The 21,581-nt window shown below is 65.0% G+C and carries 20 protein-coding genes and 1 pseudogene; 18 read left to right on the forward strand and 3 right to left on the reverse strand.

Annotated elements, in window-relative coordinates; all coding sequences use genetic code 11:
- The first annotated feature begins 58 nt into the window (after positions 1-58).
- Positions 59-535, forward strand: a complete 477-nt coding sequence (locus tag U5A65_RS17345; protein ID WP_321907746.1) for a MarR family transcriptional regulator — start codon at positions 59-61, stop codon at positions 533-535.
- Between the two features lie 35 nt (positions 536-570).
- Here the strand turns inward: U5A65_RS17345 and U5A65_RS17350 are convergent, their stop codons facing one another.
- On the reverse strand, positions 571-1,851 hold the full coding sequence (locus U5A65_RS17350; protein ID WP_321946863.1) for an amino acid deaminase: 1,281 nt from the start codon (positions 1,849-1,851) through the stop codon (positions 571-573).
- 127 nt (positions 1,852-1,978) lie between these two features.
- Between U5A65_RS17350 and U5A65_RS17355 the strand changes: the two genes are divergently transcribed.
- From U5A65_RS17355 to U5A65_RS17365, 3 genes are all read left to right on the forward strand, one after another.
- Positions 1,979-2,905 (forward strand): MurR/RpiR family transcriptional regulator, encoded by a 927-nt coding sequence (locus U5A65_RS17355; RefSeq protein WP_321946864.1) that lies wholly within the window; start codon positions 1,979-1,981, stop codon positions 2,903-2,905.
- Positions 2,906-2,939: 34 nt separating this feature from the next.
- Positions 2,940-4,421: a D-aminoacylase gene (locus U5A65_RS17360; RefSeq protein ID WP_321946865.1), complete on the forward strand. Its 1,482-nt coding sequence runs from the start codon at positions 2,940-2,942 to the stop codon at positions 4,419-4,421.
- Positions 4,422-4,505: 84 nt separating this feature from the next.
- Entirely contained in the window at positions 4,506-4,895 is a 390-nt protein-coding gene (locus U5A65_RS17365) for a RidA family protein (RefSeq protein WP_028201897.1), read from the forward strand.
- A gap of 46 nt (positions 4,896-4,941) precedes the next feature.
- Here U5A65_RS17365 and U5A65_RS17370 read toward each other — a convergent pair whose 3' ends face one another.
- On the reverse strand, positions 4,942-5,286 hold the full coding sequence (locus U5A65_RS17370) for a helix-turn-helix domain-containing protein (RefSeq protein ID WP_321946866.1): 345 nt from the start codon (positions 5,284-5,286) through the stop codon (positions 4,942-4,944).
- On the reverse strand, positions 5,283-5,657 hold the full coding sequence (locus U5A65_RS17375) for a type II toxin-antitoxin system RelE/ParE family toxin (RefSeq protein ID WP_321934308.1): 375 nt from the start codon (positions 5,655-5,657) through the stop codon (positions 5,283-5,285). The genes U5A65_RS17370 and U5A65_RS17375 overlap by 4 nt, the downstream gene beginning before the upstream one ends.
- Before the next feature lie 472 nt (positions 5,658-6,129).
- Between U5A65_RS17375 and U5A65_RS17380 the strand changes: the two genes are divergently transcribed.
- From U5A65_RS17380 to U5A65_RS17440, 14 genes and pseudogenes are all read left to right on the forward strand, one after another.
- Positions 6,130-7,089, forward strand: coding sequence for an IclR family transcriptional regulator (locus U5A65_RS17380; protein WP_415765053.1), 960 nt, complete (start codon positions 6,130-6,132; stop codon positions 7,087-7,089).
- Complete coding sequence (locus U5A65_RS17385; RefSeq protein ID WP_321907760.1) at positions 7,086-8,111, forward strand: 2-dehydro-3-deoxygalactonokinase; 1,026 nt, start codon at positions 7,086-7,088, stop codon at positions 8,109-8,111. The genes U5A65_RS17380 and U5A65_RS17385 overlap by 4 nt, the downstream gene beginning before the upstream one ends.
- Positions 8,112-8,177: 66 nt before the next feature.
- Positions 8,178-8,867, forward strand: coding sequence for a 2-dehydro-3-deoxy-6-phosphogalactonate aldolase (locus tag U5A65_RS17390; protein ID WP_321907762.1), 690 nt, complete (start codon positions 8,178-8,180; stop codon positions 8,865-8,867).
- A complete protein-coding gene (locus U5A65_RS17395; RefSeq protein ID WP_321946867.1) occupies positions 8,864-9,643 on the forward strand; it encodes an SDR family oxidoreductase in 780 nt (259 codons plus the stop codon). The genes U5A65_RS17390 and U5A65_RS17395 overlap by 4 nt, the downstream gene beginning before the upstream one ends.
- A gap of 144 nt (positions 9,644-9,787) precedes the next feature.
- Complete coding sequence (locus U5A65_RS17400; RefSeq protein ID WP_321934304.1) at positions 9,788-10,795, forward strand: arabinose ABC transporter substrate-binding protein; 1,008 nt, start codon at positions 9,788-9,790, stop codon at positions 10,793-10,795.
- 77 nt (positions 10,796-10,872) lie between these two features.
- Entirely contained in the window at positions 10,873-12,384 is a 1,512-nt protein-coding gene (gene araG / locus U5A65_RS17405) for an L-arabinose ABC transporter ATP-binding protein AraG (RefSeq protein WP_321907768.1), read from the forward strand.
- A gap of 21 nt (positions 12,385-12,405) precedes the next feature.
- Positions 12,406-13,422, forward strand: a complete 1,017-nt coding sequence (gene araH / locus U5A65_RS17410; RefSeq protein ID WP_321907770.1) for an L-arabinose ABC transporter permease AraH — start codon at positions 12,406-12,408, stop codon at positions 13,420-13,422.
- A gap of 49 nt (positions 13,423-13,471) precedes the next feature.
- Entirely contained in the window at positions 13,472-14,272 is an 801-nt protein-coding gene (locus tag U5A65_RS17415; RefSeq protein ID WP_321946868.1) for an SDR family oxidoreductase, read from the forward strand.
- Positions 14,269-15,183 (forward strand): SMP-30/gluconolactonase/LRE family protein, encoded by a 915-nt coding sequence (locus U5A65_RS17420; RefSeq protein WP_321946869.1) that lies wholly within the window; start codon positions 14,269-14,271, stop codon positions 15,181-15,183. The genes U5A65_RS17415 and U5A65_RS17420 overlap by 4 nt, the downstream gene beginning before the upstream one ends.
- A 319-nt stretch (positions 15,184-15,502) precedes the next feature.
- The gene (locus tag U5A65_RS17425) at positions 15,503-16,669 is read left to right on the forward strand and encodes an aldose 1-epimerase (RefSeq protein WP_321907776.1); all 1,167 of its coding nucleotides are present in this window, start codon (positions 15,503-15,505) and stop codon (positions 16,667-16,669) included.
- A gap of 140 nt (positions 16,670-16,809) precedes the next feature.
- Positions 16,810-17,625 carry an orotidine-5'-phosphate decarboxylase gene (pyrF, locus tag U5A65_RS17430; RefSeq protein WP_321934300.1) on the forward strand — a complete coding sequence of 272 codons (816 nt, stop codon included), beginning with the start codon at positions 16,810-16,812 and terminating at the stop codon, positions 17,623-17,625.
- A 183-nt stretch (positions 17,626-17,808) separates the two neighbouring features.
- A complete protein-coding gene (locus tag U5A65_RS17435) occupies positions 17,809-18,237 on the forward strand; it encodes a nuclear transport factor 2 family protein (protein ID WP_321907780.1) in 429 nt (142 codons plus the stop codon).
- 815 nt (positions 18,238-19,052) lie between these two features.
- Positions 19,053-19,493: pseudogene (locus tag U5A65_RS40960) on the forward strand (ESPR domain-containing protein); the annotation flags it as partial.
- Positions 19,494-19,532: 39 nt separating this feature from the next.
- The coding region (locus U5A65_RS17440) for a beta strand repeat-containing protein (protein ID WP_415765076.1) at positions 19,533-21,581 on the forward strand (2,049 nt) is incomplete at its 3' end.

Genomic DNA, 21,581 nt, shown 5'->3' on the forward strand with positions numbered 1-21,581 from the left:
CTGGGCCAGCAGCGGGTACCGGCAGAAGCCGGCAAGAAAGCCGGCAGGAAAACAAAGCATGGAAATTCAGGATCGCATCGCCATCGTGCAGCAGTTTGGACGGACCTACCGCGCGTTCATGTCGGCGTTCGAGGCGCAGGTCGGGCATCCCCTGCCGCGCTGGCGCATTTTGCTCGCGCTTTACGATCAGGACGGCGTGTCGTCGCAAAAGCGGCTCGTCGAGCGGCTGCGCGTGGACCCGGGCGCGCTCACGCGGCAGTTGAAGGCGCTGGAGTCGCTCGGCTGGATCGCGCGCCGCGCCGACGAGCGCGACAACCGCATCACCAACGTCACGCTGACCGACGCGGGCCGTGCCGTGATCGAAGAGGGCCTGCCGCGCCGCAACGCGTTCCTGAACGTAACGATGTCGCTGCCCGACGATGCGCTCGCGGCGCTGTCGGGCGCGCTGGGGATGATGGAGGCGCGCATCGGCGAGGCGGCCACGGCGGCGGCCGCGCTCGCGCAGGCTCGTGAGGCCGGCTCCGACGCGCGCTGAGCCGGCCTCCCAGTTTTCAACGAGGCATGGCGCACTCAGAAGAACGTTTCGATCACTTCCGTCACGCGATATTTCGCATCGACCATCAGCACCTGGCGCCACTTGTCGAACGTGAGGCAGGGGTGCGAGATGTCGAACGCAATCATGTCGCCGACCTTCAGGTCCGCGCCCGCCGGAATCTTCAGGTAGGCGTGCTGATCCATCATCTGGAACACTTCCCAGCCTTCGCTTGTCGCCACTTCGCGCGGTGCGCCGCCACTCGCCGGGCGATAGTGACGCGACGGTTCCGGAAAGCCGGCGTCGAACGCGGCGTCGCGCTTGCCGAAGCCGATGATGGCGCGGCCCGGCTCCGGAATCGACTGCACGTAGGCCCAAAGCTGCAACGCGGGCAGGAGCGCCACGCCCATCTCGCGCGCCACGGGGTTGCGCGTGAGGATTTGCGATTGAGCCTGCTTGTAGACGCCCACATCGTGCGTGACGTAGCAGCCCGGACGCAGCACCACGTCGATCGTGCCGGCTTGCGTGGCCGGCGCAAATTCTTCCGCGACGATGTCGTACCAGGCCGAGCCCGCGCCCGAGAGCAGCGCGGGCGCGCGCGCGAAGCGGCCGGCGGCGGCCAGTTCCTGGGTGACGTTTAGCGCGTCGCGCAGGAAGGTGCGCACTTCGCTTTCTTCCTTGAGGATGCCCTCGTAGATTTCCACGCCTGCCAGCTTGAGCGAGTCGGGATAGCGCGCGATGGCGGCGAGCACCGCGTTGCGCGTGTCGGTGTCGCGCACGCCCGTGCGGCCGCGCGGCACGCCCAGTTCGAGCAGCACCTGCAGTGTGCGGCCCGCTGCGCGGAAGAACTCGCCCAGGTGCTCCACGCCCTCGACCGAATCGACGAGGCAAAAGAATTCGAAGCTCGCGTCGCTCAGCAGCTCGGCGATGATCGCCATGTTGTGGCGGCCTACGAGCTGGTTCGCCATCAGGACGCGAGAGATACCGCCGCGGTAGGCGGCGCGCGTCTGGTGCGCCGTGGCAAGCGTGATGCCCCACGCACCCGTGTCGATCTGACGGCGAAAGAGCTGCGGCGCCATCGTCGTTTTGCCGTGCGGGGCGAGCTTCACGCCATAACGCGTGACAAAGTCCTGCATCCACTTGAGGTTGTGCTCGACGCGGTCGGCATAGAGCACAGCTGCCGGCAGGCTCACGTCCTCTTCGAGTAGATTCCATTCGAGGCGCCCCGCGTCCCCGAGCGGCACGCTTGCGCCCGGTACGTTGCCAAGGCCCTTGCTGTTCGGGTCGATTGCTGCACTCTGATAGTTTGTAACTTTCATTTGCCTTCGCTCCATATGCTCCATGCGTCTTATCTACACCGGCGTCTCATGGACCGGCGTTGACTCGGAGATAGTACACAAAGTAACATCGCTTCGTGAATTGTTATTTATTAACAGACTCCCTGCAATGAACACCGCTGCCGATCCGGCTCGCTTCGACATCGTCGCGCGTATTGCGCAATGCGTGCCCGAACTGCGTCCGGCCGAGCGCGACGTGGCCGCGCTGATCCTCGACGATCTTGCCAGCGCCGCGCGCGCGAGCATCGGCGAACTGGCGCAGCGCGCGGGCGTGAGCATTGCCTCGGTCACGCGCTTTGCGAAGGCGGTGGGCTGCCACGACGTGCGCGAACTCAAGCTGCGGCTCGCGCAGGCGGCCGCCGTGGGCGACCGCTTCCTGCGCGGCGGCCACGCTGGCGACTCCGCAGGCGCGGACAAGCCGCGCGCCGCCGATGTCGAAGCCGAACCGCTCGCCACCCGTGTTTACGACGAAATTCACACGGCGCTTGCGCGCAATCACGAACTGCTGCGCCAGGCGCCGTTTGCGCAGGCCGCCGCTGCGCTGGCGCGCGCCCGCATGATCTACGTGTTCGGCATGGGCGGCGGCTCGAGCGCGCTCGCCGACGAAATGCGCTTTCGCCTCGTGCGCCTGGGCCGTCCTGTGGCGTCGTACCAGGACAGCTTGCTGCAGCGCATGGTGGCGAGCACGCTTTCGTCCGAAGACGTGGTCGTCGCGCTTTCCGTAACAGGGCGCGTGCCCGAACTCGTCGATGCGTGCCGGATCGCGCGCGACTACGGCGCGAAGCTCGTCGCGCTCACCGCCCCGGCTTCGCCGCTCGCCGCGCTCGCTGACTGGCTCGTGCCGATCGTCGCGAGCGAGACCGATTTCATCTACAAGCCGTCGTCGTCACGTTACGCGATGATGATGGCACTCGACGTGCTCGTGACCGAACTGGCGCTTGCGCAACCGGAGGCCAGCCGCGAGCTGCTGCGCCGTATGAAACACACGCTGGACGCGCATCGCGGCGGCGGCGAACGCCAGCCGCTCGGTGACTGAGCGTCGAACTGAGAGCCATCCTGAGGAGACGCGTATGCATTCGCACCCCGAAGCCGCCGACACGTTGATCGTCGGCGCCATGCTTTACGACGGCACCGGCGCACCGCCCGTCGAGCGCGACGTGGCGCTGCGCGACGGACGCATCGTCGCGATCGGCAACCTGTCCAACTGGCTCGCGGAAGAGGTGATCGAGGCCAATGGGCGCGCGCTCGCGCCGGGTTTCATCGACGTCCATACGCACGACGACACGCATGTGATCCGCTCGCCGCAAATGCTGCCCAAGATCAGCCAGGGCGTGACGACGGTGGTGGTGGGCAACTGCGGCATCAGCGCGTCGCCGGTCACGCTCAAGGGTGATCCGCCCGATCCGATGAACCTGCTCGGCGAGCGCGATGCGTTCGCCTATCCGACGTTCTCCGCTTACGTCGATGCGGTGAACGCGGCGCGGCCCGCCGTGAACGTGGGCGCGCTGATCGGCCATACGGCGCTGCGCAACAATCACATGAACGATCTGCAGCGCGCCGCCACCGGCGACGAGATCGCGGCCATGCGCGCGCAGCTCGAAGACGCGCTCACGCACGGCGCGCTCGGCCTTTCCACGGGCCTCGCGTATGGTTCCGCGTTCGAGGCGTCGACCGAAGAGGTTGCCTCGCTGGCGGAGCCGCTCGCGTTCGCCGGCGCGGTCTACACGACGCACATGCGCACCGAGTTCGACGCGATTCTCGAGGCGATGAACGAGGCGTACCACATCGGCAAGCATGCGCGCGTACCGGTTGTGATCTCGCATCTGAAGTGCGCGGGCCCTTCCAACTGGGGGCGCAGCACGGAGGTGCTCGCGTCGCTCGAAAGCGCGCGCAAGTATCAGCCGGTGGGGTGCGACTGTTATCCGTATAGCCGCAGTTCTTCCACGCTGGACCTCAAGCAGGTGACAGGCGACATCGACATCACGATCACGTGGTCCACGCCGCACCCCGAGCAGGCCGGCAAGCTGATCAAGGACATTGCGGCCGAGTGGGGCGTGTCGCAGCAGGAAGCGGGCAAGCGCCTGCAGCCGGCGGGCGCGGTGTACCACAACATGTCCGAAGACGACGTGCGCCGCATTCTTTCTCATCCGGCCACGATGGTCGGCTCGGACGGCTTGCCGAACGACCCGTTGCCGCACCCGCGCCTGTGGGGTGCGTTTCCGCGCGTGCTCGGTCACTACGCGCGCGACGCGGCCTTGCTGCCGCTCGAAGAAGCGGTGCGCAAAATGACGGGTCTTTCTGCGCGGCGCTTCGGCCTTTCGCAACGCGGCGAGGTGCATGTGGGCTGGCACGCCGACCTCGTGCTGTTCGACCCCGCCCGCGTGCGCGACGCGGCGACCTTCGAGCAGCCGCAGCAGGTGGCGGAAGGCATCGACGCGGTGTGGGTCAACGGCGTGCTCTCGTACCGCGATGGCCAGCCCACGGGCGAGCGCGCGGGCCACTTCGTCGCGCGTGGCAAGCGCGATGAACAGGCAGAGGAGAACGCCTTTTAAGCAAGCTTGATCTATCGAATTTCGACCCTCGGCGCGCGTGGCCCAAAAAGCCGCGCGCGCCGCACGATCTCAAAGGAGCAAACGATGAAACGAATTGGAGCGGAAGGCGGCAAGGGCCAGGGCGGACAACATCTGCCGTTCGCGCGCGCCGTGGAAGCCGACGGCTGGCTGTATGTCTCGGGCCAGACGCCGATGGAAGGCGGCGAGGTGATCAACGGCGGTATCGTCGAGCAGTCGCACAAGGCCATCCAGAATCTTTTCGCCATCCTCAAGGAAGCGGGCTACGGCGCGGAGCACGTCGTGCGCTGCGGTGTGTGGCTCGACGACGCGCGCGACTTCACGTCGTTCAACAAGGTGTTCCGCGAGTACTTCGGCGAGCATCCGCCGGCACGCGCTTGCGTGCAGTCGAGCATGGTGGTGGACTGCAAGGTCGAAGTGGACTGCGTGGCTTACAAGGCACCGGCCGGGAAGTAAGGGCGCAGCGCATTGCGCGCAGCGTGACAGGAAGCGGCTGCCGGAGTTATCCGGCAGCCGTTTTTTCTTGCGTGTCGCCGTCGCGCGGGGAGGGCACGGTGATGCGCATTTCGACCTTCATGCCCGCGGCTACGGCCATGTTGATGAGCGAATCGAGCGAGAACAGATCGATCTTGCCGCGCATGAGGTCGGACACGCGCGGCTGCGTCACCCCGAAGAGCGCGGCGGCCTGCGTTTGGGTCAGCTTGTTGCGCTTGATGTGCTCTTCGAGGGTGATCATGAGGTCGCTGCGCAGCGTCATGTTCTGCGCGGCTTCGGGCGTGTTTTCGAGCGCGTCCCAGACGCTGTCGAAGCGTTGGCGTTCGTGGTTCCCGTGACTCTGGCGGCTCATGGTTTGGACTCCTTGTTTAAGGCGTCGCGATAGCGGCGCGCGGCAAGCGAAAGATCGACGAAGGCCGTTTTCTCGGACTTCTTCTGAAAACAATGCAGCACATGAATGGCATCGCGGATGTGCGCGACGTAAATCACGCGAAACGCGCCGTTCGAATCGCGAATGCGTATTTCACGCGCACCGCGGCCTACCGGATTCACGGGCTTCCAGTCGTTTGGGTCGAGGCCGCGTTGCACGCGCCGCAATTGCCGCCCGGCTTCCTGACGTACCTGTTCCGGAAACTTCCGCAGATCCGCGAGCGCGCTGCCGCAAAACTCCAATGGCTTGGCATGAGCAGGATTATACAAAATTTTATATAGATTCCAGTGCATTGAGCGGCCCGGTATGCACCGGGTATGACTTCGCTCAAGTCTCTGCAGGCTTGCACGGGCGCGCCCTCGCTTGCGTCAACGATCCCGCGGTTTCCGTCCCGCGTTAGCCGTTCGGCTGAGGGCCGTCGTTTTGTTAATTTCCCAATATATGAGCGACCCAATCACATATTGGATAACTCGAAAAAACCTGCCTACAATCCAGCCATCCGACATGCCGCGATGACCTCGTGCGCGGCAAACACCGTCGGCAGACCCAGATAAATCCGGCGCACGCGCAAGGCGCGCAGCGAACCGGACAGCAAAGGAGACGTCCGCCATGCTTCAGCCAGCGCTTTGCGCGGCCACGCGCCGCCCGCCGCTACATGCCCGATGTGCCCCGGCCGCCCATGCGCCGCGCCGTCTCCCGAAGCAGGGTTCGCGCGCCGCCTGACGGCGCGCGCCTTTTCGACCGTCAGCCTTCATCGCCCTCGCCATGAACAAAGCGATGTCTTCCACACTCGCCGCGAACCTCCCCGAAGAGGCCGCGCCCGTGCAAAACGCCGCGCCCAGCGCCGCCGCAGTGCAATCCGCAGCGCAGCCAAAAGCCCGCCCCGCCGCCGATGAAATCGGCGTCGCGAGCACGCTGCTCGACGGCTCGATGCAGCAGGCCGGCACCCAGACGCTCCTGCGCGGCCTCGCCATTCTCGAAGCCGCCGCGGCCGGCGTGCGCGACCTGCGCTCGTTCGGCGCAGTGCTCGGCACGACGCGCAGCACCACGCACCGCCTGGTTTCGAGCCTCGTGCAAGCGCGCTACCTGCGCCAGGTGCAGGGCGGCTATCTGCTCGGGCCGAAGCTCATCGAACTCGGCACCATCGCGCTCGAGCAGATGCCGCTCACGGCCGTTGCCCGCCCGCATCTGCAGGCGCTCGCCGACGAAACGCTCGACACGATCCACCTCGGCGTGCGAGACGGCGACGACGTGCTGTACATCGACAAGATTCCTGGCCAGCGTGGGCTCGAGATGCGCTCGCGCGTGGGGCACCGCATGCCGCTCGCGTCCACGGGCATCGGCAAGGCGATGATGCTCGACCTCACGCCGCAAACGTGGCGCGATCTGTTCGACGCGTCGCGCCGCACGCTCGCGGGCGTGAGCTTCCGCCCCGATCACAGTCTCGAACCGGAAACCTTCCTCAAGCGCATGGCCACTTACTCGGCGGGCGGGTACACGTTCGATCTGGAGGAGAACGAAATTTCGATCCGCTGTGTCGCGGCGCCGGTGCGCGACGCGTCTGGCGCGATCGTGGCGGCGCTTTCGGTGGCGAGCACGATTCCCTATATGCCGCTCGAGCGAATGGACGAACTGATTGCGGTCGTGCAGCGCGAAGCGCGCGCGATTTCGCAGGAACTGGGCTGGCGCGCGCCGCAGCCCACCACGCGCAGGATTCGCCGATGAAAGCGCGTGAGAAGCCTGCAAGCGGCGCGGCGACCGAAGCTAGCGACGACGCGCTCGCCCGCGAAGCCGCGCTCATCGCGCTCGACTGGGGCACGACCTCGCTGCGTGCGTATTTGTTCGATGCGGCAGGCAAGGTGATCGCCACGCGCGTTTCGACGGCGGGGATCATGAATCTGCCTGTGCCAGCCGAAGAAGGCGGCTTCGACGCCGCCTTCGACGAAGCGTGCGGCGTGTGGCTCGCGCAAGCGCCCGCGCTGCCGGTGCTGGCGGCGGGCATGGTCGGCAGCGCCCAGGGCTGGGTGCAGGCGCCTTATGTCGAGACGCCGGCGAGCGCCCAGGCGTTGGTGGCCGGCATTGTGCGCGTGCGCGCTGCGTGCGGCGCCGAAGTCGCCGTGGTGCCGGGCGTCCTGGAGCCGGGGGCGCTGCCCAACGTGATGCGCGGCGAGGAAACGCAGATTTTCGGCGCGTTGAGCGGATCAAGCGACGAGAATGCGGCGCAACCGTCGCTCGTCGGCCTGCCCGGCACGCACGCGAAATGGGTGGTCGTGGAGGGCGAGCGCATTGCGCGCTTCTACACCTTCATGACGGGCGAGGTCTACGCGGCGCTATGCGCGCATACGATCCTGGGTCGCACGATGAAGCATCCCGTCGAGCCCGATACGGCCGCGTTCCTGCGCGGCGTGAGCGTGGCGCGCGAGCAGGGCTGCGTGGGCCTGCTTGCCACGGCGTTCAGCACGCGCACGCTCGGCCTCACGGCCCAGCTCGCCGCCGACGAGCAGCCCGACTATCTCTCGGGGCTCGTGATCGGGCACGAACTGGCAGGCCTCGAAGCGGCGCTGGCGCGGCGCGATGTGGCGCTGGCCGGCTGCGCGCCGCAGCTCATCGGCGCCGAGTCGTTGTGCGAGCGCTACCGCATGGCGCTTGCCGCATTCGGATGCAGCGGCGCGCATCTCGTGCGTCATGCGACCGAACACGGACTCTGGCGCATTGCGGTGCAGGCCGGACTCGTCGCGCCGCGCTAAACGCGCACCGACGAATCGAGCCTGCGGAATCGAACCAGACACGAAGCCAAGCAACAGGAAGCCGACATGGAACCCGAACTGAATCTGCCCGCCCCGTACACGCCACACGCCGGCTTCGTCGCTGCGTTCGGCGCGTGCGGCATGGTCGCGATCGTGCGCGGCATCAAGCCCGCCGAAGCCGCCGAGCATGGCCGCGCGCTTTACGAAGCGGGCTTCCGGATCATCGAGGTGCCGCTCAATTCGCCGCAGCCGCTCGACAGCATCGCGGCATTGCGCGAGGCGCTGCCCGAGGACGCGATGATCGGCGCGGGCACCGTGCTCACGACCGAGCGCGTGCGCGACGTGCGCGAAGCGGGCGGCGAGCTGATCGTGATGCCGCACGCCGATACCGATGTGATTCTCGCCGCGAAGCTCCAGGGCCTCGCGTGCGTGCCCGGCGTCGCCACGCCGACCGAAGCGTTCGCGGCGCTCAAGCACGGCGCCGACGCGCTCAAGATGTTCCCCGCCGAGCAACTCGGGCCGGCCGTGACGAAGGCGTGGCGCGCCGTGATTCCGCCGGTGGTGCCGCTGCTGCCCGTGGGTGGCGTGAAGCCCGACAACATGGGTCCGCAGCTGGCGGCAGGCGCGAGCGGTTTCGGCCTGGGTTCGGCGCTCTACAAGCCGGGCCAGGACCCGGCGGCTACGCGCGCGAACGCGCTGGCTTTCATCGAAGGCTGGCGGGTGACGCAACTGAGCGCGCACGGAGCGCAAAAGTGAATCGCCTCGCGGGCAAGGTCGCACTCGTGACGGGCGCCGGACGCGGCATCGGTGCGGCGATCGCGCGGGCGTTCGCGGCCGAGGGCGCCGCCGTCGTGCTCGCGGAACTCGATGGCGCGACGGCCGCAGCCACAGCGCGCGAGATTGCAAACGCCTGCGAAGGCGCGCGAACGCTCGCGGTCCAAACCGACGTGACGCAGAGCGCTTCGGTGCGCGCCGCCGTGGAAGAAGCGCAACGCGCGTTCGGCCCGATCGACGTGCTCGTGAACAACGCCGGCATCAACGTGTTCGCCGACCCGCTCACGATGACCGACGACGACTGGCGCCGCTGCTTCGCCGTCGATCTGGACGGCGTGTGGAACGGCTGCCGCGCGGTGTTGCCGGGCATGGTCGAGCGGCGCGCGGGCAGCATCATCAATATCGCCTCGACGCACGCGTTCCAGATCATTCCGGGCTGCTTCCCGTACCCAGTGGCGAAGCACGGCGTGATCGGGCTCACGCGTGCGCTCGGTATCGAGTACGCGCCGAAGAACGTGCGCGTGAACGCGATCGCGCCGGGCTACATCGAAACGCAGCTCACGCACGACTGGTGGAACGCGCAGCCCGACCCGCAAGCCGCGCGCAAGGCCACGCTGGAGCTGCCGCCGATGAAGCGCATTGGCCGCCCGGAGGAAGTCGCGATGACGGCGGTGTTTCTCGCTTCGGACGAAGCGCCGTTCATCAACGCGAGCTGCATCACGATCGATGGCGGCCGCACGGCACTGCATCACGAATGAAAGATGTGAACAAGTAATTCGCAGCACGAAGGAATAACGAACACGCAGCAATCCGCCGAAACGCTGGCCGCGCGTTTTCGGTGGGTAAAAGAAGAGGCGGCCGATACCCTTCCCGTGACTGAAGAAGACAAGGAGACTGACAACATGCAACGACGCATCTTTCTGACGCTGATAGCCGCCGCGGTCACCGCAAGCGTGACGCTCGCGCAAGCGCCCATTGCACAGGCCGCCGACCAGGTGAAGATCGGCTTTCTCGTGAAGCAGCCCGAAGAGCCGTGGTTCCAGGACGAATGGAAGTTCGCGGAAATGGCCGCGAAGGAAAAGGGCTTCACGCTGGTGAAGATCGGCGCGCCCTCGGGCGAGAAGGTGATGAGCGCGATCGACAACCTGGCCGCGCAAAAGGCGCAGGGCTTCATCATCTGCACGCCTGACGTGAAGCTCGGACCGGGCATCGTTGCCAAGGCCAAGGCCGACAACCTCAAGATGATGACGGTGGACGACCGTCTCGTGGACGGCGCGGGCAAGCCGATCGAGTCGGTGCCGCACATGGGCATCTCGGCGTACAACATCGGCAAGCAAGTGGGTGATGGCATTGCCGCTGAAATCAAGAAGCGCGGCTGGGACATGAAGGACGTCGGCGCGATCGACGTGACTTACGAGCAGCTGCCGACGGCGCATGACCGCACGACGGGCGCGACCGATGCACTCGTGGCCGCAGGCTTCCCGAAGGCGAACATCGTGATGGCGCCGCAAGCGAAGACCGACACGGAAAACGCCTTCAACGCCGCCAACATCGCGCTCACGAAGAACCCGCAGTACAAGCACTGGGTCGCTTACGCGCTGAACGACGAAGGCGTGCTCGGCGCCGTGCGCGCAGCGGAAGGCCGCGGCTTCAAGGCCGACAACATGATCGGCATCGGCATCGGCGGTTCGGACTCGGCGTTGAACGAGTTCAAGAAGCCGCAGCCGACGGGCTTCTACGGCACCGTCATCATCAGCCCGAAGCGCCATGGCGAGGAAACCTCGGACCTGATGTACACGTGGATCACGCAAGGCAAGGAGCCGCCGCTGCTCACGCTGACGAGCGGCATGCTGGCCACGCGCGACAACGTGGAAAGCGTGCGTCAGCAGATGGGTCTCGCTTCGAAGTAAGTTTGAGAGACGTGGTTTGAGGTGTTTCCCGTTGCGGGGCGCATGCCCCGCAACGCATCGAATGAGAGGAAACCGAAGTGTCAGCGACACTGCGTTTTGACAATATCGGCAAGGTGTTCCCAGGCGTGCGCGCGCTCGACGGCGTGTCGTTCGAGGTGAACGCAGGCGAAGTGCATGGCCTCATGGGCGAGAACGGGGCGGGCAAGTCCACGCTCCTGAAGATCCTCGGCGGCGAGTATCAGCCCGATTCCGGCCGCATCCTGATGGATGGCAACGAGGTGCACTTTTCCGATGCGGCGGCTTCGATCGGCGCGGGCATCGCGGTGATTCACCAGGAGCTGCAGTACGTGCCCGACCTCACCGTGGCGGAAAACCTGCTGCTCGGCGCGTTGCCCAATGCGCTTGGCTGGGTGAAGCGCGGCGAGGCGCGCAAGTTCGTGCGTGAGCGCCTCGCCGCCATGGGCGTGGATCTCGATCCGGCTGCCAAGCTGCGCAAGCTTTCCATCGCGCAACGCCAGATGGTGGAAATCTGCAAGGCGCTCTTGCGCAATGCGCGCGTGATCGCGCTCGACGAGCCCACCAGCTCGCTCTCGCACCGCGAGACTGAGGTGCTGTTCAAGCTCGTGCGCGAACTGCGCGCCGACAATCGCGCGCTTATCTACATCTCGCACCGCATGGACGAGATCTACGAGCTGTGCAATGCGTGCACGATCTTCCGCGACGGCCGCAAAGTCGCCTCGCATGAAAAGCTCGAGGAGGTGAGGCGCGAAACGCTCGTCCACGAAATGGTGGGCCGCGAGATCAGCGACATCTACAACTACACGCCGCGCGAGCATGGCAATGTGCGCTTCGCCGTGCGCGGCATTGAAGGCCATCCGCTGAACGAAGCGGCCAGCTTCGAGGTGAAGGCGGGCGAGATCGTCGGGTTCTTCGGGCTCGTCGGTGCGGGGCGCAGCGAACTGATGCAGCTCATCTACGGCACGCACAAGCGGCGCGCGGGCGAAATCGAACTCGATGGCAAGACCATTCGCGTGAAAAGCGCGAGCGACGCGATTCGCCATGGCATCGTGCTGTGCCCGGAAGACCGCAAGGAGCAGGGCATCGTTGCGATGGCAACGGTATCGGAGAACATCAACATCAGCTGCCGCCGGCATTTCCTGCGCGCGGGCATGTTCCTCGACCGCAAGAAGGAAGCGGAAACGGCGGATCGCTTCATCAAGCTGCTGAAGATCAAGACGCCGAGCCGCCGCCAGAAAATCCGCTTTCTCTCGGGCGGCAACCAGCAGAAAGCGATTCTTTCGCGCTGGCTCGCCGAACCGGACCTGAAAGTCGTGATTCTGGACGAACCGACGCGCGGTATCGACGTCGGTGCGAAGCATGAAATCTACAACGTGATCTACCAGCTTGCCGCGCGCGGCTGCGCGATCGTGATGGTGTCGTCGGAATTGCCGGAAGTGCTCGGCGTGTCGGATCGCATCGTGGTGATGCGCGAAGGCCGTATTTCGGGCGAGTTGCCGCGCAGCGCGGCGAGCGAACACGCGGTGCTTGACCTCGCGCTGCCCAAGCGCGTGCAGGCCAAGGCTGCATGAGTGGACGGGGAGGAAACTGAAATGCAAGCAAGAGAAAATCTGGCGGCTGAAACCGCCAAGAGCGTCGCCGACGCGTTGATTCCGAGTCCCACCGACAAGCAGAAATGGTGGCAGCAGATCACCGAGTACAGCCTGATCGTGATTTTCGCGGTCATGTTCATCGTGATGTCGCTGACTGTCGATCACTTCTTCTCGATCGAGAACATGCTCGGCCTTGCGCTGTCGGTCTCGCAGATCGGCATGGTGGCCTGCACGATGATGTTCTGTCTCGCCTCGCGCGACTTCGACCTTTCCGTGGGTTCGACGGTCGCGTTCGCGGGCGTGCTTTGCGCGATGGTGCTCAACGCCACGAACAACACGTTCATCGCCATCGTTGCGGCGGTGGCGGCGGGCGCCGCGATTGGCTTCGTGAACGGCGCGGTGATCGCGTATCTGCGCATCAACGCGTTGATCACCACGCTCGCCACGATGGAAATCGTGCGCGGCCTCGGCTTCATCGCCTCGCACGGCCAGGCCGTGGGCGTGTCGTCGGATACGTTCATCGCCATGGGCACGGCCTCGCTCTTCGGCGTGCAACTGCCGATCTGGGTGACGCTCGTCTGCTTCATCGTGTTCGGCGTGATGCTCAATCAAACCGTGTACGGGCGCAATACGCTCGCCATCGGCGGCAATCCGGAGGCGTCGCGCCTCGCCGGCATCAAGGTCGAGCGCACGCGCGTGTGGATCTTCCTGATTCAGGGCGCAGTCACCGCGCTCGCGGGCGTGATTCTCGCCTCGCGTATCACGTCGGGCCAGCCGAACGCGGCCGAAGGCTTCGAGCTGAACGTGATCTCGGCGTGCGTGCTGGGCGGCGTCTCGCTGCTGGGCGGCCGCGCAACGATCTCGGGTGTGGTGATCGGCGTGCTGATTATGGGCACCGTCGAAAACGTCATGAATCTGCTCAACATCGACGCGTTCTACCAGTACCTCGTGCGCGGCGCGATCCTGCTCGCGGCAGTGCTGCTCGATCAGTTGAAGAACCGTGGTACACGAGACTAAATCCGGCGATTAAACCCCGGACTGAGCCATTCAACAGGAGCCCAACACGATGTCGTCTCCCGCTAACGCGCTCGCGCGCCACGCGCATGAACACTACGCGCGCTATCCGAGCCTGGCCGACCGCGTGGTGCTGATCACGGGCGGCGCGACCGGCATCGGTGCGTCGTTCGTCGAACACTTCGCGGCGCAGGGCGCGCGCGTCGCGTTCTTCGATATCGACGCGAGCGCAGGCCAGGCGCTTGCCGACGAACTTGATGACTCGCGCCACAAGCCGCTTTTCGCGGCCTGCGACCTCACCGATATCGGCGCGCTGCGCGCCGCCATTGCTGACGTGAAAGCGGCGCTCGGGCCGATTCAGGTGCTGGTGAACAATGCCGCCAACGACCGCCGCCATACGCTGGCCGAAGTCACGCCGGAATCCTTCGACGAGTGTGTCGCTGTGAACGTGCGGCACCAGCTGTTTGCCGCACAGGCCGTGGCGGAAGACATGAAAGCCGCACGTGCGGGCTCGATCATCAACCTGGGCTCGATCAGCTGGATGCTCAAGCAGTGGGGCATGCCCGTGTACACGCTGAGCAAGTCGGCGGTGCAGGGGCTCACACGCGGGCTCGCGAAGGATCTCGGACGCTATGGCATCCGCGTGAATTCGCTCGTGCCGGGCTGGGTGATGACGGAGAAGCAACGCCGCCTCTGGCTCACCGACGAGGGGCGTGAGGACATCAAGCGCGGCCAGTGCATAGACGCCGAACTGCTGCCCGAAGACCTCGCGCGCATGGCGCTCTTTCTCGCCGCCGACGACAGCCGCATGATCACGTCGCAGGACATCATCGTGGACGGAGGCTGGGCATGAGCGCAAGCGATGGCGCTTCGAGCGAAGCGGTGGCCGAACTGCTCGTGCACGCGAAGTGCGAGCTGGGCGAGGGCGCGACCTGGTGCGCACGCCGCGGCCGGCTCTACTGGGTCGACATCACCGGCAGGCATCTCGCGCGTTACGACCCGCGCGACGGCAAGCACCTGACCTGGGCGATGCCGGAACGCCTGGCGTGTTTCGCGCTTTGCGAGGACGAACGCACGCTGTTGCTGGGTCTTGAGTCCCGCCTCGCGTTCTTCGACCTGGAGACGGGCGCGATCGAGACCATTGTTGAAGTGGAGCCCGGCGTGCCCACGCGCCTGAACGACGGGCGCTGCGACCGCCAGGGCCGCTTCGTGTTCGGCACGAAGTACGAGGGCACGCCGAGGCAAGCCATTGGCGGCTTTTACCGGCTCAATCGCGACCTCACGCTCGAACGCCTGCCGCTGCCCGCTCCGGCGATCTCGAACAGCATCGCGTTCAGCCCGGACGGCGCGACGATGTACTACTGCGACACGCTCTCGCGCGAGATTCGCGCGTGCGACTACGGCGCCGATGGAACGATTGCAAACCCGCGCACGTTTGTCACGCTCACCGATGACACCGGTGTGCCGGACGGCTCGACCGTCGACGCCGAAGGCGGCCTCTGGAACGCGCAGTGGGGCGGCGAGCGCGTGGTGCGTTACGGCGCCGATGGCGTGGAAACCGAGCGAGTAAAGATTCCCACAGCGCAGCCAAGCTGCGTTACGCTCGGCGGTGCGCTTCTGGACACGCTTTATGTCACGAGCGCGCGCGAGGAAATGGACGAGGAGGCCCTCGCGCGCGAGCCGCATGCAGGCGGCGTGTTCGCGGTCCGGATTGGCCGCCAGGGCCTTGAAGAACCGCGGTTTCAAGGGCGTCGGTGCGTTTGAATTCGTTGTATCGCGTGTCACCCGCAATGCATGCGCGCGCTTATGTCAGACGATAGGTGCGCACTGACCGCGGGTGAGTGCGCGAACCGCCGCGCGTAGCGAGCAGCCCAAATAGACGGATAGCCGTTGCAGTTCAGCAACAGATGCAGTCGATCGATAGTGTGCAGTTGGCTTTGCCAGTACCACTAGAAGGGCGAACACAAGAAGCGGCCGCAGGCCTGTGCAAATGCGAGCAGACGAGCAAGCGCACGGCGCCGGAAGGCCACCAGTGAGCCGCCTTTTGCGGCGGCAATCAAACATGCCTCTCGAGGAGCATCTTATGAGCGTCGCGAATTCCGCTGTGCGTCGATCCCCCCGTTCCACCACTCATGCAGGCGCTGCCGCAAGCGCGCCGTCTTCCGCGCCCGTTGTCTCGCCTGCCGCCGCCGCGCGCCGCGCGCGGCTCGAAGCCGCCACCCATCCTGTCATGCCGGGGCCAAGCACTTCGGCGGTGGCCATCGGCGCGGCCGGCTCGAGCGACGTGGCCTGCGTGACGCTCGCGAACGCGTATCTGAGGCTCGACGTCGCGCCCCAACTGGGCGGCGGAATCACACGCTTCGACTGGCGCAGCGAAGGTGCGCTCGAACCCGTGTTTCGCCGCTGCGAGCGCGTGAGCGCGCGCATGGACCCGAACGAGCTTGCATGCTATCCGTTGCTGCCGTATTCGAATCGCATTGGCGAGGGGCGCTTTCACTTTGGCGGACGCGATATCGAAGTGCCGCGCAATCGCGCGAGCGAACCGCTGCCGATTCACGGTGACGGCTGGCTCGCACCGTGGAGCGTCGAAAGCGCTGATCGAGAAAATGTGCGGCTCGTGCTCGACCGCAGCGACGGCGAACCTTATTCGTACCGCTCGGCGCTCACCTACGCGCTCGACGGCGCCACGCTCACGATCGCCCTTGAAGTGGAGAACACGGGCCGCGACGCGCTGCCGTTCGGCCTCGGCGTGCATCCTTTCCTCGCGCGTGACGCCAGCACCGAACTCTCCGCACCCGCAAGCGGCCTGTGGCTCTCGGGCCAGGACTGGCTGCCGGTGCGCCACGTGCCCGCGCCGCCTGCCTGGCAATTCGGTATTGCCTATCCGCTGCCGGCGCAGCTCGTGAACCATGCGTTCAGCGGCTGGAGCGGACGTGCCGCCGTGGTGTGGGAGCGCCGCCGGCTCTCGCTTTCGATCTGCGCCAACACCGACTATTACGTGCTCTATACGCCGCCCGGCGCGGACTTCTTCTGCTTCGAGCCCGTCGATCATCCGATCAATGCGATGAATCTGCGCGGCGGTGGCGACGCGAACGGCATGACCGTGCTCGCGCATGGGGAGCGGCTCGTGCGGCGTTTTTCGTTCACTGTCGAACGCATGGACATGCGCGCGGCGGCGAGCCCGCATCGCGCCGGAGCGCGCGGCCGGGCGGGGACGCGCGGCGGCAAGGGCGCACGCTCGCGGGCCTGACGCATGGCGGCGCTACGCGCTCATTTCGTCCGATGATTCGTCTCGCGGCCGCGCCGGAGGTGGCGTGGCGCGGCCGGAGATCCTCAGCCGGGTAAAATACGCGCCGTTTTCCTTATTCGGCTCGCTGCGAGCTTCCTATCATGACCTCCTTCACCCAGACCCTCGGCGCCGCCTGGCAGCGCACTGGCTCTCTGCTGTGCGTGGGCCTCGACCCCGAGCCGACGAAATTCCCGGCCGCGCTGGCCGGCCGCAGCGACGCGATTTTCGAGTTCTGCCGCGATATCGTCGACGCCACGGCGCCTTATGCGAGCTCGTTCAAGCCGCAGATCGCGTACTTTGCCGCGCACCGCGCCGAAGATCAGCTTGAAGCGCTGATTGCGCACATCCACGAAAAGCATCCGGGCCTGCCCGTCATTCTCGACGCCAAGCGCGGCGACATCGGCAGCACCGCCGAGCAGTACGCGCGCGAAGCGTTCGAACGCTTCAAAGCGGACGCGGTGACGGTCAATCCGTATATGGGCTTCGACTCGATCGAGCCGTGGCTCGCGCATAAGGGCAAGGGCGTGATCGTGCTGTGCCGCACGTCGAACCCTGGCGGTTCCGATCTGCAGTTCCTGACGGTTGACGGCAAGCCGCTTTATCAGGTCGTGGCCTCGCTCGCGGCGCAAAAGTGGAACGCCAGCGGCGAGCTTGGCCTCGTGGTGGGCGCGACGTTCCCGAAGGAGATCGAGACCGTGCGTGCGATCGTAGGCGACATGCCGCTGCTGATTCCGGGCATCGGCGCACAAGGCGGCGATGTCGAGTCGACCGTGAAGGCGGGCCGCACTGCAAACGGCACGGGCATGCTCATCAACTCGTCGCGCGCGATCATTTACGCGAGCAAGGGCGAAGACTACGCGCAGGCAGCTGCAACGGCTGCCAGGGACACGCGGGACCGCATCAACGCGTTTCGCTGAATCGAAAGGCAGATCGAGAACCGATTTGCCTTTCGAATTCCTCCTATGTGATCGGACGAACCGCTTAACTAAGATCAATCTTGTTAGCCGATTCGAACACAGTTCGGGCTGCGTAACTGGTTGCGCTCGCTTGCGTTTGTTAGGCTCGCGATCCGAATGGTCATGTAGAGAGAGGAATCCAAGATGATGAAACGCCTACTCCTGGCTGCTGCAGCGGGGCTCGTGCTTGCCAGTGCGGGTGCCCAATCCAGGGAGCCGGTGACAGATGAAGCGGCGATTCAGCAGGTGGAGCAAACCTGGGTGCGCGCCACCGCGAAGGGCGACAAGGCGGTATTGGACCGTCTGCTCGACAATTCGTACGTCGAAACGACTGCCAATGGTCAACGCCGTTCGAAGTCGGATGTGTTGGTCGCCCCGCCGCCCGCACCTGGTTCGTCGCAAACTCTGGCCGACGTCGAGGTGCGATTCAATGGCGATACGGCCGTGGTGACGGGGGTCAATCAGTACCGCCACGTTGCGACCGATGAGCCGCAGAACTACACCTTCACCGACGTATTCGTCCGGCGCGATGGTACGTGGCGAGCTATCGCTTCGCAGTCGTCCCGCTACTAAACCAGACGGCAAGGCGAGTCCTTGCCAGCTCGGCCAATTCTTGCATTCGTGCGCCACTCGTCGCGGCGGCGCTCGCATCTATCTCTGTCAGGCACGTCTCTCGACGTGTCCTTCCACTAGCTTCACCAGTCAACTTCCCCCTTGCGGTGCTTGCGCCGGCCGGCCGCGCCGTTGCGATGGTTCGTTCTCCACTGCACGTCGCGGTTGGTGCGGCGAACGGTTTTCCGGCAGTCGTTCACCCTGGACTTGCTTCACGGACAGCATTGACCGGCGCAGCGCCGCGCATTGCGACATCGTGCATTTAAAACATTCTTAATATTTCGTTTTGCATTAGCTCTATTCCCCGGTGCGATGCAGAGAAATTAAGAGTTCTCTGATACGTCTCGCCTCTTCTCCTCCGTAACATCGCATGCTTCATAGCGGGAAGAGTGTGCGCACATCCGACATGGATCGCACGCCTGCTCGCCGCCCATTGGGGAGCACCCGATAGACGGGAATGTTCAGTTGCGACGGCGACGTGGCATTCGCCGTCTGGCAGCGCCGTCCGTGATTCGTCTTTATCCGCCCGCTGCATGTGGCGCTGCATTTCGCGTAATCGAATTCCTCCGATTGGTTCCGATGCTGTCGGAGCAGAAACTACGTACATGGAGTCGAGCGGCACGTCAGACTGAACTGCATAAACAAATCAATGATTCGCGCTTCGCCGGGATTCGTCGCGAAGCGAAGCAATTCGAGCCGGTCTGAACGAGGCTTCAGCTGGGAACGGACACACAAATCTTTTTTGAATATCTTTATAGATTAATTGGGATTGCTAAATGAACAGGACATATCGTTCAGTTTGGAATGAAGCGACGGGGACGTGGGTCGCCGCTTCGGAATTGGCCACCGGCCGCAAGAAGAAGGCGTCGTCTGCGTTGGTGTTGAGATGCTCTGCGGCTGTCGGGCTTGCCGCTGTGTCGCTGAGCGCGGCCGCGTCTGCCCTCGATGGCGGCAACATTGGCGGTAACGGCACTAGTGCTGCACTTTCCATCGGTACTGGAAGCAGTGCGACTTCTAGCGGCGATATCTCAATAGGTGCCGGCAGCAATACCTACCACACGGTTGCCTCGGGCGGCAATTCCATTGCAATGGGTATTAACGCAACCGCGTCGGCCGCCTCTACGATTGCAATCGGCACGGCCTCTCTGGCCACGGGGTCTACGGCGCTCGCATTGGGCTATGCGGCGACTGCTTCGGCAGGGAACGCCTTGGCGTTGGGCGTAAACGCGGTTGCCTCGGGCGTTAGCGCGATTTCGATGGGCAGCAGTGCAGTGGCTGGAGGTGCTACCTCGCTGGCAATGGGCAGCGGAGCGAATGCCGGGAACACGAACTCGGTGGCGATCGGCAACGGTGCAAACGCCTCGGTTGCGAACTCTGTGGCGTTGGGTAACGGTGCGACCACCGGCACGGTGGTCGGTACCCCGAGCGGCGTGATCGGCGGCACGACCTACAACTACGCGGGCACGAACCCGACCGGTACAGTCAGCGTGGGGGCGGCGAATACCGAGCGTACGATCACGAACGTGGCGGCGGGCCAGGTGACGGCGGCGAGCACCAATGCCGTGAACGGCTCGCAGCTCTACGCGACCAACACGCAGGTTACGGTCAACTCGACCAACATCTCGAATCTTCAGGGCTCGGTCACGACGCTTCAAGGCCAGGTCACGACGCTGCAGGGCAACGTCACGACGCTGCAAGGCAACGTCACGACCATCAATGGCCAGATCACGAACATGCAAGGCCAACTGGCCAATGCGGTGCTGTACGACTCGTCGGCGCACAACTCGGTGACGCTGGGCGGCACGGGCGCGACCTCGGCGGTGGCGCTGCACAACGTGGCGAACGGCACGCTGAGCGCTTCGAGCCTTGATGCGGTGAACGGCTCGCAGCTGTACGCGACGAACACGAACGTCACGAACCTCTCGAACACCGTCAACAACATCAACAACGGCGGCGGGATCAAGTACTTCCATACGAACTCGACGCTGGCAGACTCGTCGGCAACGGGCACGAACAGCACGGCAATCGGTCCGCAGGCGGCGGCCTCGGCGGCCAACGCGATCGCGATTGGCAATGCTGCGAACGCTTCGGTTGCGAACTCCGTTGCACTGGGCAACGGAGCGACCACGAGCGCGGCTGTGGGTACGGCAAGTGGCGTGATCGGCGGCACGACTTACACCTACGCGGGTACGAGCCCGACGGGCACGGTGAGCGTTGGCGCTTCGGGCTACGAGCGCACGGTCACGAACGTGGCGGCAGGCCAGGTGACGGCGGCCAGCACGGACGCGGTGAATGGCTCGCAACTTTTTGCGACGAACACGCAGGTTACGAAGAACACGTCGGATATCTCGAATCTCTACAGCGAGATCACGAACATCAGCGGAGGCTCCGTCGATGCCGTTCTGTACGACTCGTCGGCGCACAACTCCGTGACGCTGGGCGGCACGGGTGCGAGCGCGGCAGTAGCACTGCACAACGTGGCCAACGGTGCGCTAAGTGCATCTAGCCTTGACGCGGTGAACGGTTCGCAGCTGTACGCGACCAACACCAATGTGTCGAATCTGGCAGGCAACGTGACGACCCTTCAGGGCAATGTCACTACGCTGCAAGGTAACGTGTCGAACATCAACAGCCAGATCACGAACATCAACGGCAAGCTCAACGATGCCGTTCTGTATGACTCGTCGGCACATAACTCGGTGACGCTGGGCGGCACGGGCGCGTCTGCGGCAGTGAAGCTGACCAACGTGGCCAACGGCACGCTGAGCGCATCGAGCCTCGACGCGGTGAACGGTTCGCAGCTGTATGCGACGAACACGAACGTGTCGAACCTTGCGGGCAACGTGACGACCATCAACGGCCAGATCACGAACATGCAGGGCCAGTTGGCCGATGCGGTGCTGTACGACTCGTCGGCACATAACTCGGTGACGCTGGGCGGCACGGGCGCGAGCGCGGCAGTGGCGCTCCACAACGTGGCCAACGGCACGCTGAGCGCTTCGAGCCTGGACGCGGTGAACGGTTCGCAGCTGTACGCGACCAACACGAACGTGTCGAACCTCGCGGGCAACGTCACGAACCTCGCCGGTGACGTGACGACCATCCAGGGCAACATCTCGACGCTCTCGGGTGATGTGACGACACTCAACGGCCAGATCACGAACATCAACGGCAAGCTCAACGATGCGGTTCTGTACGACTCGTCGGCACATAACTCGGTGACGCTGGGCGGCACGGGTGCCACTTCGGCAGTCGCGCTGCACAACGTGGCCAACGGCGCGCTGAGCGCTTCGAGCCTTGACGCG

The sequence above is a fragment of the Paraburkholderia sp. J10-1 genome (genome assembly GCF_905220165.1).
Classification (GTDB): domain Bacteria; phylum Pseudomonadota; class Gammaproteobacteria; order Burkholderiales; family Burkholderiaceae; genus Paraburkholderia.

Excerpts from the sequence above, each read along its gene's own strand:
- U5A65_RS17345 (WP_321907746.1), top strand. The coding sequence starts at position 59 with ATGGAAATTCAGGATCGCATCGCCATCGTGCAGCAGTTTGGACGGACC.
- U5A65_RS17350 (WP_321946863.1), bottom strand. The coding sequence starts at position 1,851 with ATGAAAGTTACAAACTATCAGAGTGCAGCAATCGACCCGAACAGCAAG.
- U5A65_RS17355 (WP_321946864.1), top strand. The coding sequence starts at position 1,979 with ATGAACACCGCTGCCGATCCGGCTCGCTTCGACATCGTCGCGCGTATT.
- U5A65_RS17360 (WP_321946865.1), top strand. The coding sequence starts at position 2,940 with ATGCATTCGCACCCCGAAGCCGCCGACACGTTGATCGTCGGCGCCATG.
- U5A65_RS17365 (WP_028201897.1), top strand. The coding sequence starts at position 4,506 with ATGAAACGAATTGGAGCGGAAGGCGGCAAGGGCCAGGGCGGACAACAT.
- U5A65_RS17370 (WP_321946866.1), bottom strand. The coding sequence starts at position 5,286 with ATGAGCCGCCAGAGTCACGGGAACCACGAACGCCAACGCTTCGACAGC.
- U5A65_RS17375 (WP_321934308.1), bottom strand. The coding sequence starts at position 5,657 with ATGCACTGGAATCTATATAAAATTTTGTATAATCCTGCTCATGCCAAG.
- U5A65_RS17380 (WP_415765053.1), top strand. The coding sequence starts at position 6,130 with ATGAACAAAGCGATGTCTTCCACACTCGCCGCGAACCTCCCCGAAGAG.
- U5A65_RS17385 (WP_321907760.1), top strand. The coding sequence starts at position 7,086 with ATGAAAGCGCGTGAGAAGCCTGCAAGCGGCGCGGCGACCGAAGCTAGC.
- U5A65_RS17390 (WP_321907762.1), top strand. The coding sequence starts at position 8,178 with ATGGAACCCGAACTGAATCTGCCCGCCCCGTACACGCCACACGCCGGC.
- U5A65_RS17400 (WP_321934304.1), top strand. The coding sequence starts at position 9,788 with ATGCAACGACGCATCTTTCTGACGCTGATAGCCGCCGCGGTCACCGCA.
- araH (WP_321907770.1), top strand. The coding sequence starts at position 12,406 with ATGCAAGCAAGAGAAAATCTGGCGGCTGAAACCGCCAAGAGCGTCGCC.
- U5A65_RS17415 (WP_321946868.1), top strand. The coding sequence starts at position 13,472 with ATGTCGTCTCCCGCTAACGCGCTCGCGCGCCACGCGCATGAACACTAC.
- U5A65_RS17420 (WP_321946869.1), top strand. The coding sequence starts at position 14,269 with ATGAGCGCAAGCGATGGCGCTTCGAGCGAAGCGGTGGCCGAACTGCTC.
- U5A65_RS17425 (WP_321907776.1), top strand. The coding sequence starts at position 15,503 with ATGAGCGTCGCGAATTCCGCTGTGCGTCGATCCCCCCGTTCCACCACT.
- pyrF (WP_321934300.1), top strand. The coding sequence starts at position 16,810 with ATGACCTCCTTCACCCAGACCCTCGGCGCCGCCTGGCAGCGCACTGGC.
- U5A65_RS17435 (WP_321907780.1), top strand. The coding sequence starts at position 17,809 with ATGATGAAACGCCTACTCCTGGCTGCTGCAGCGGGGCTCGTGCTTGCC.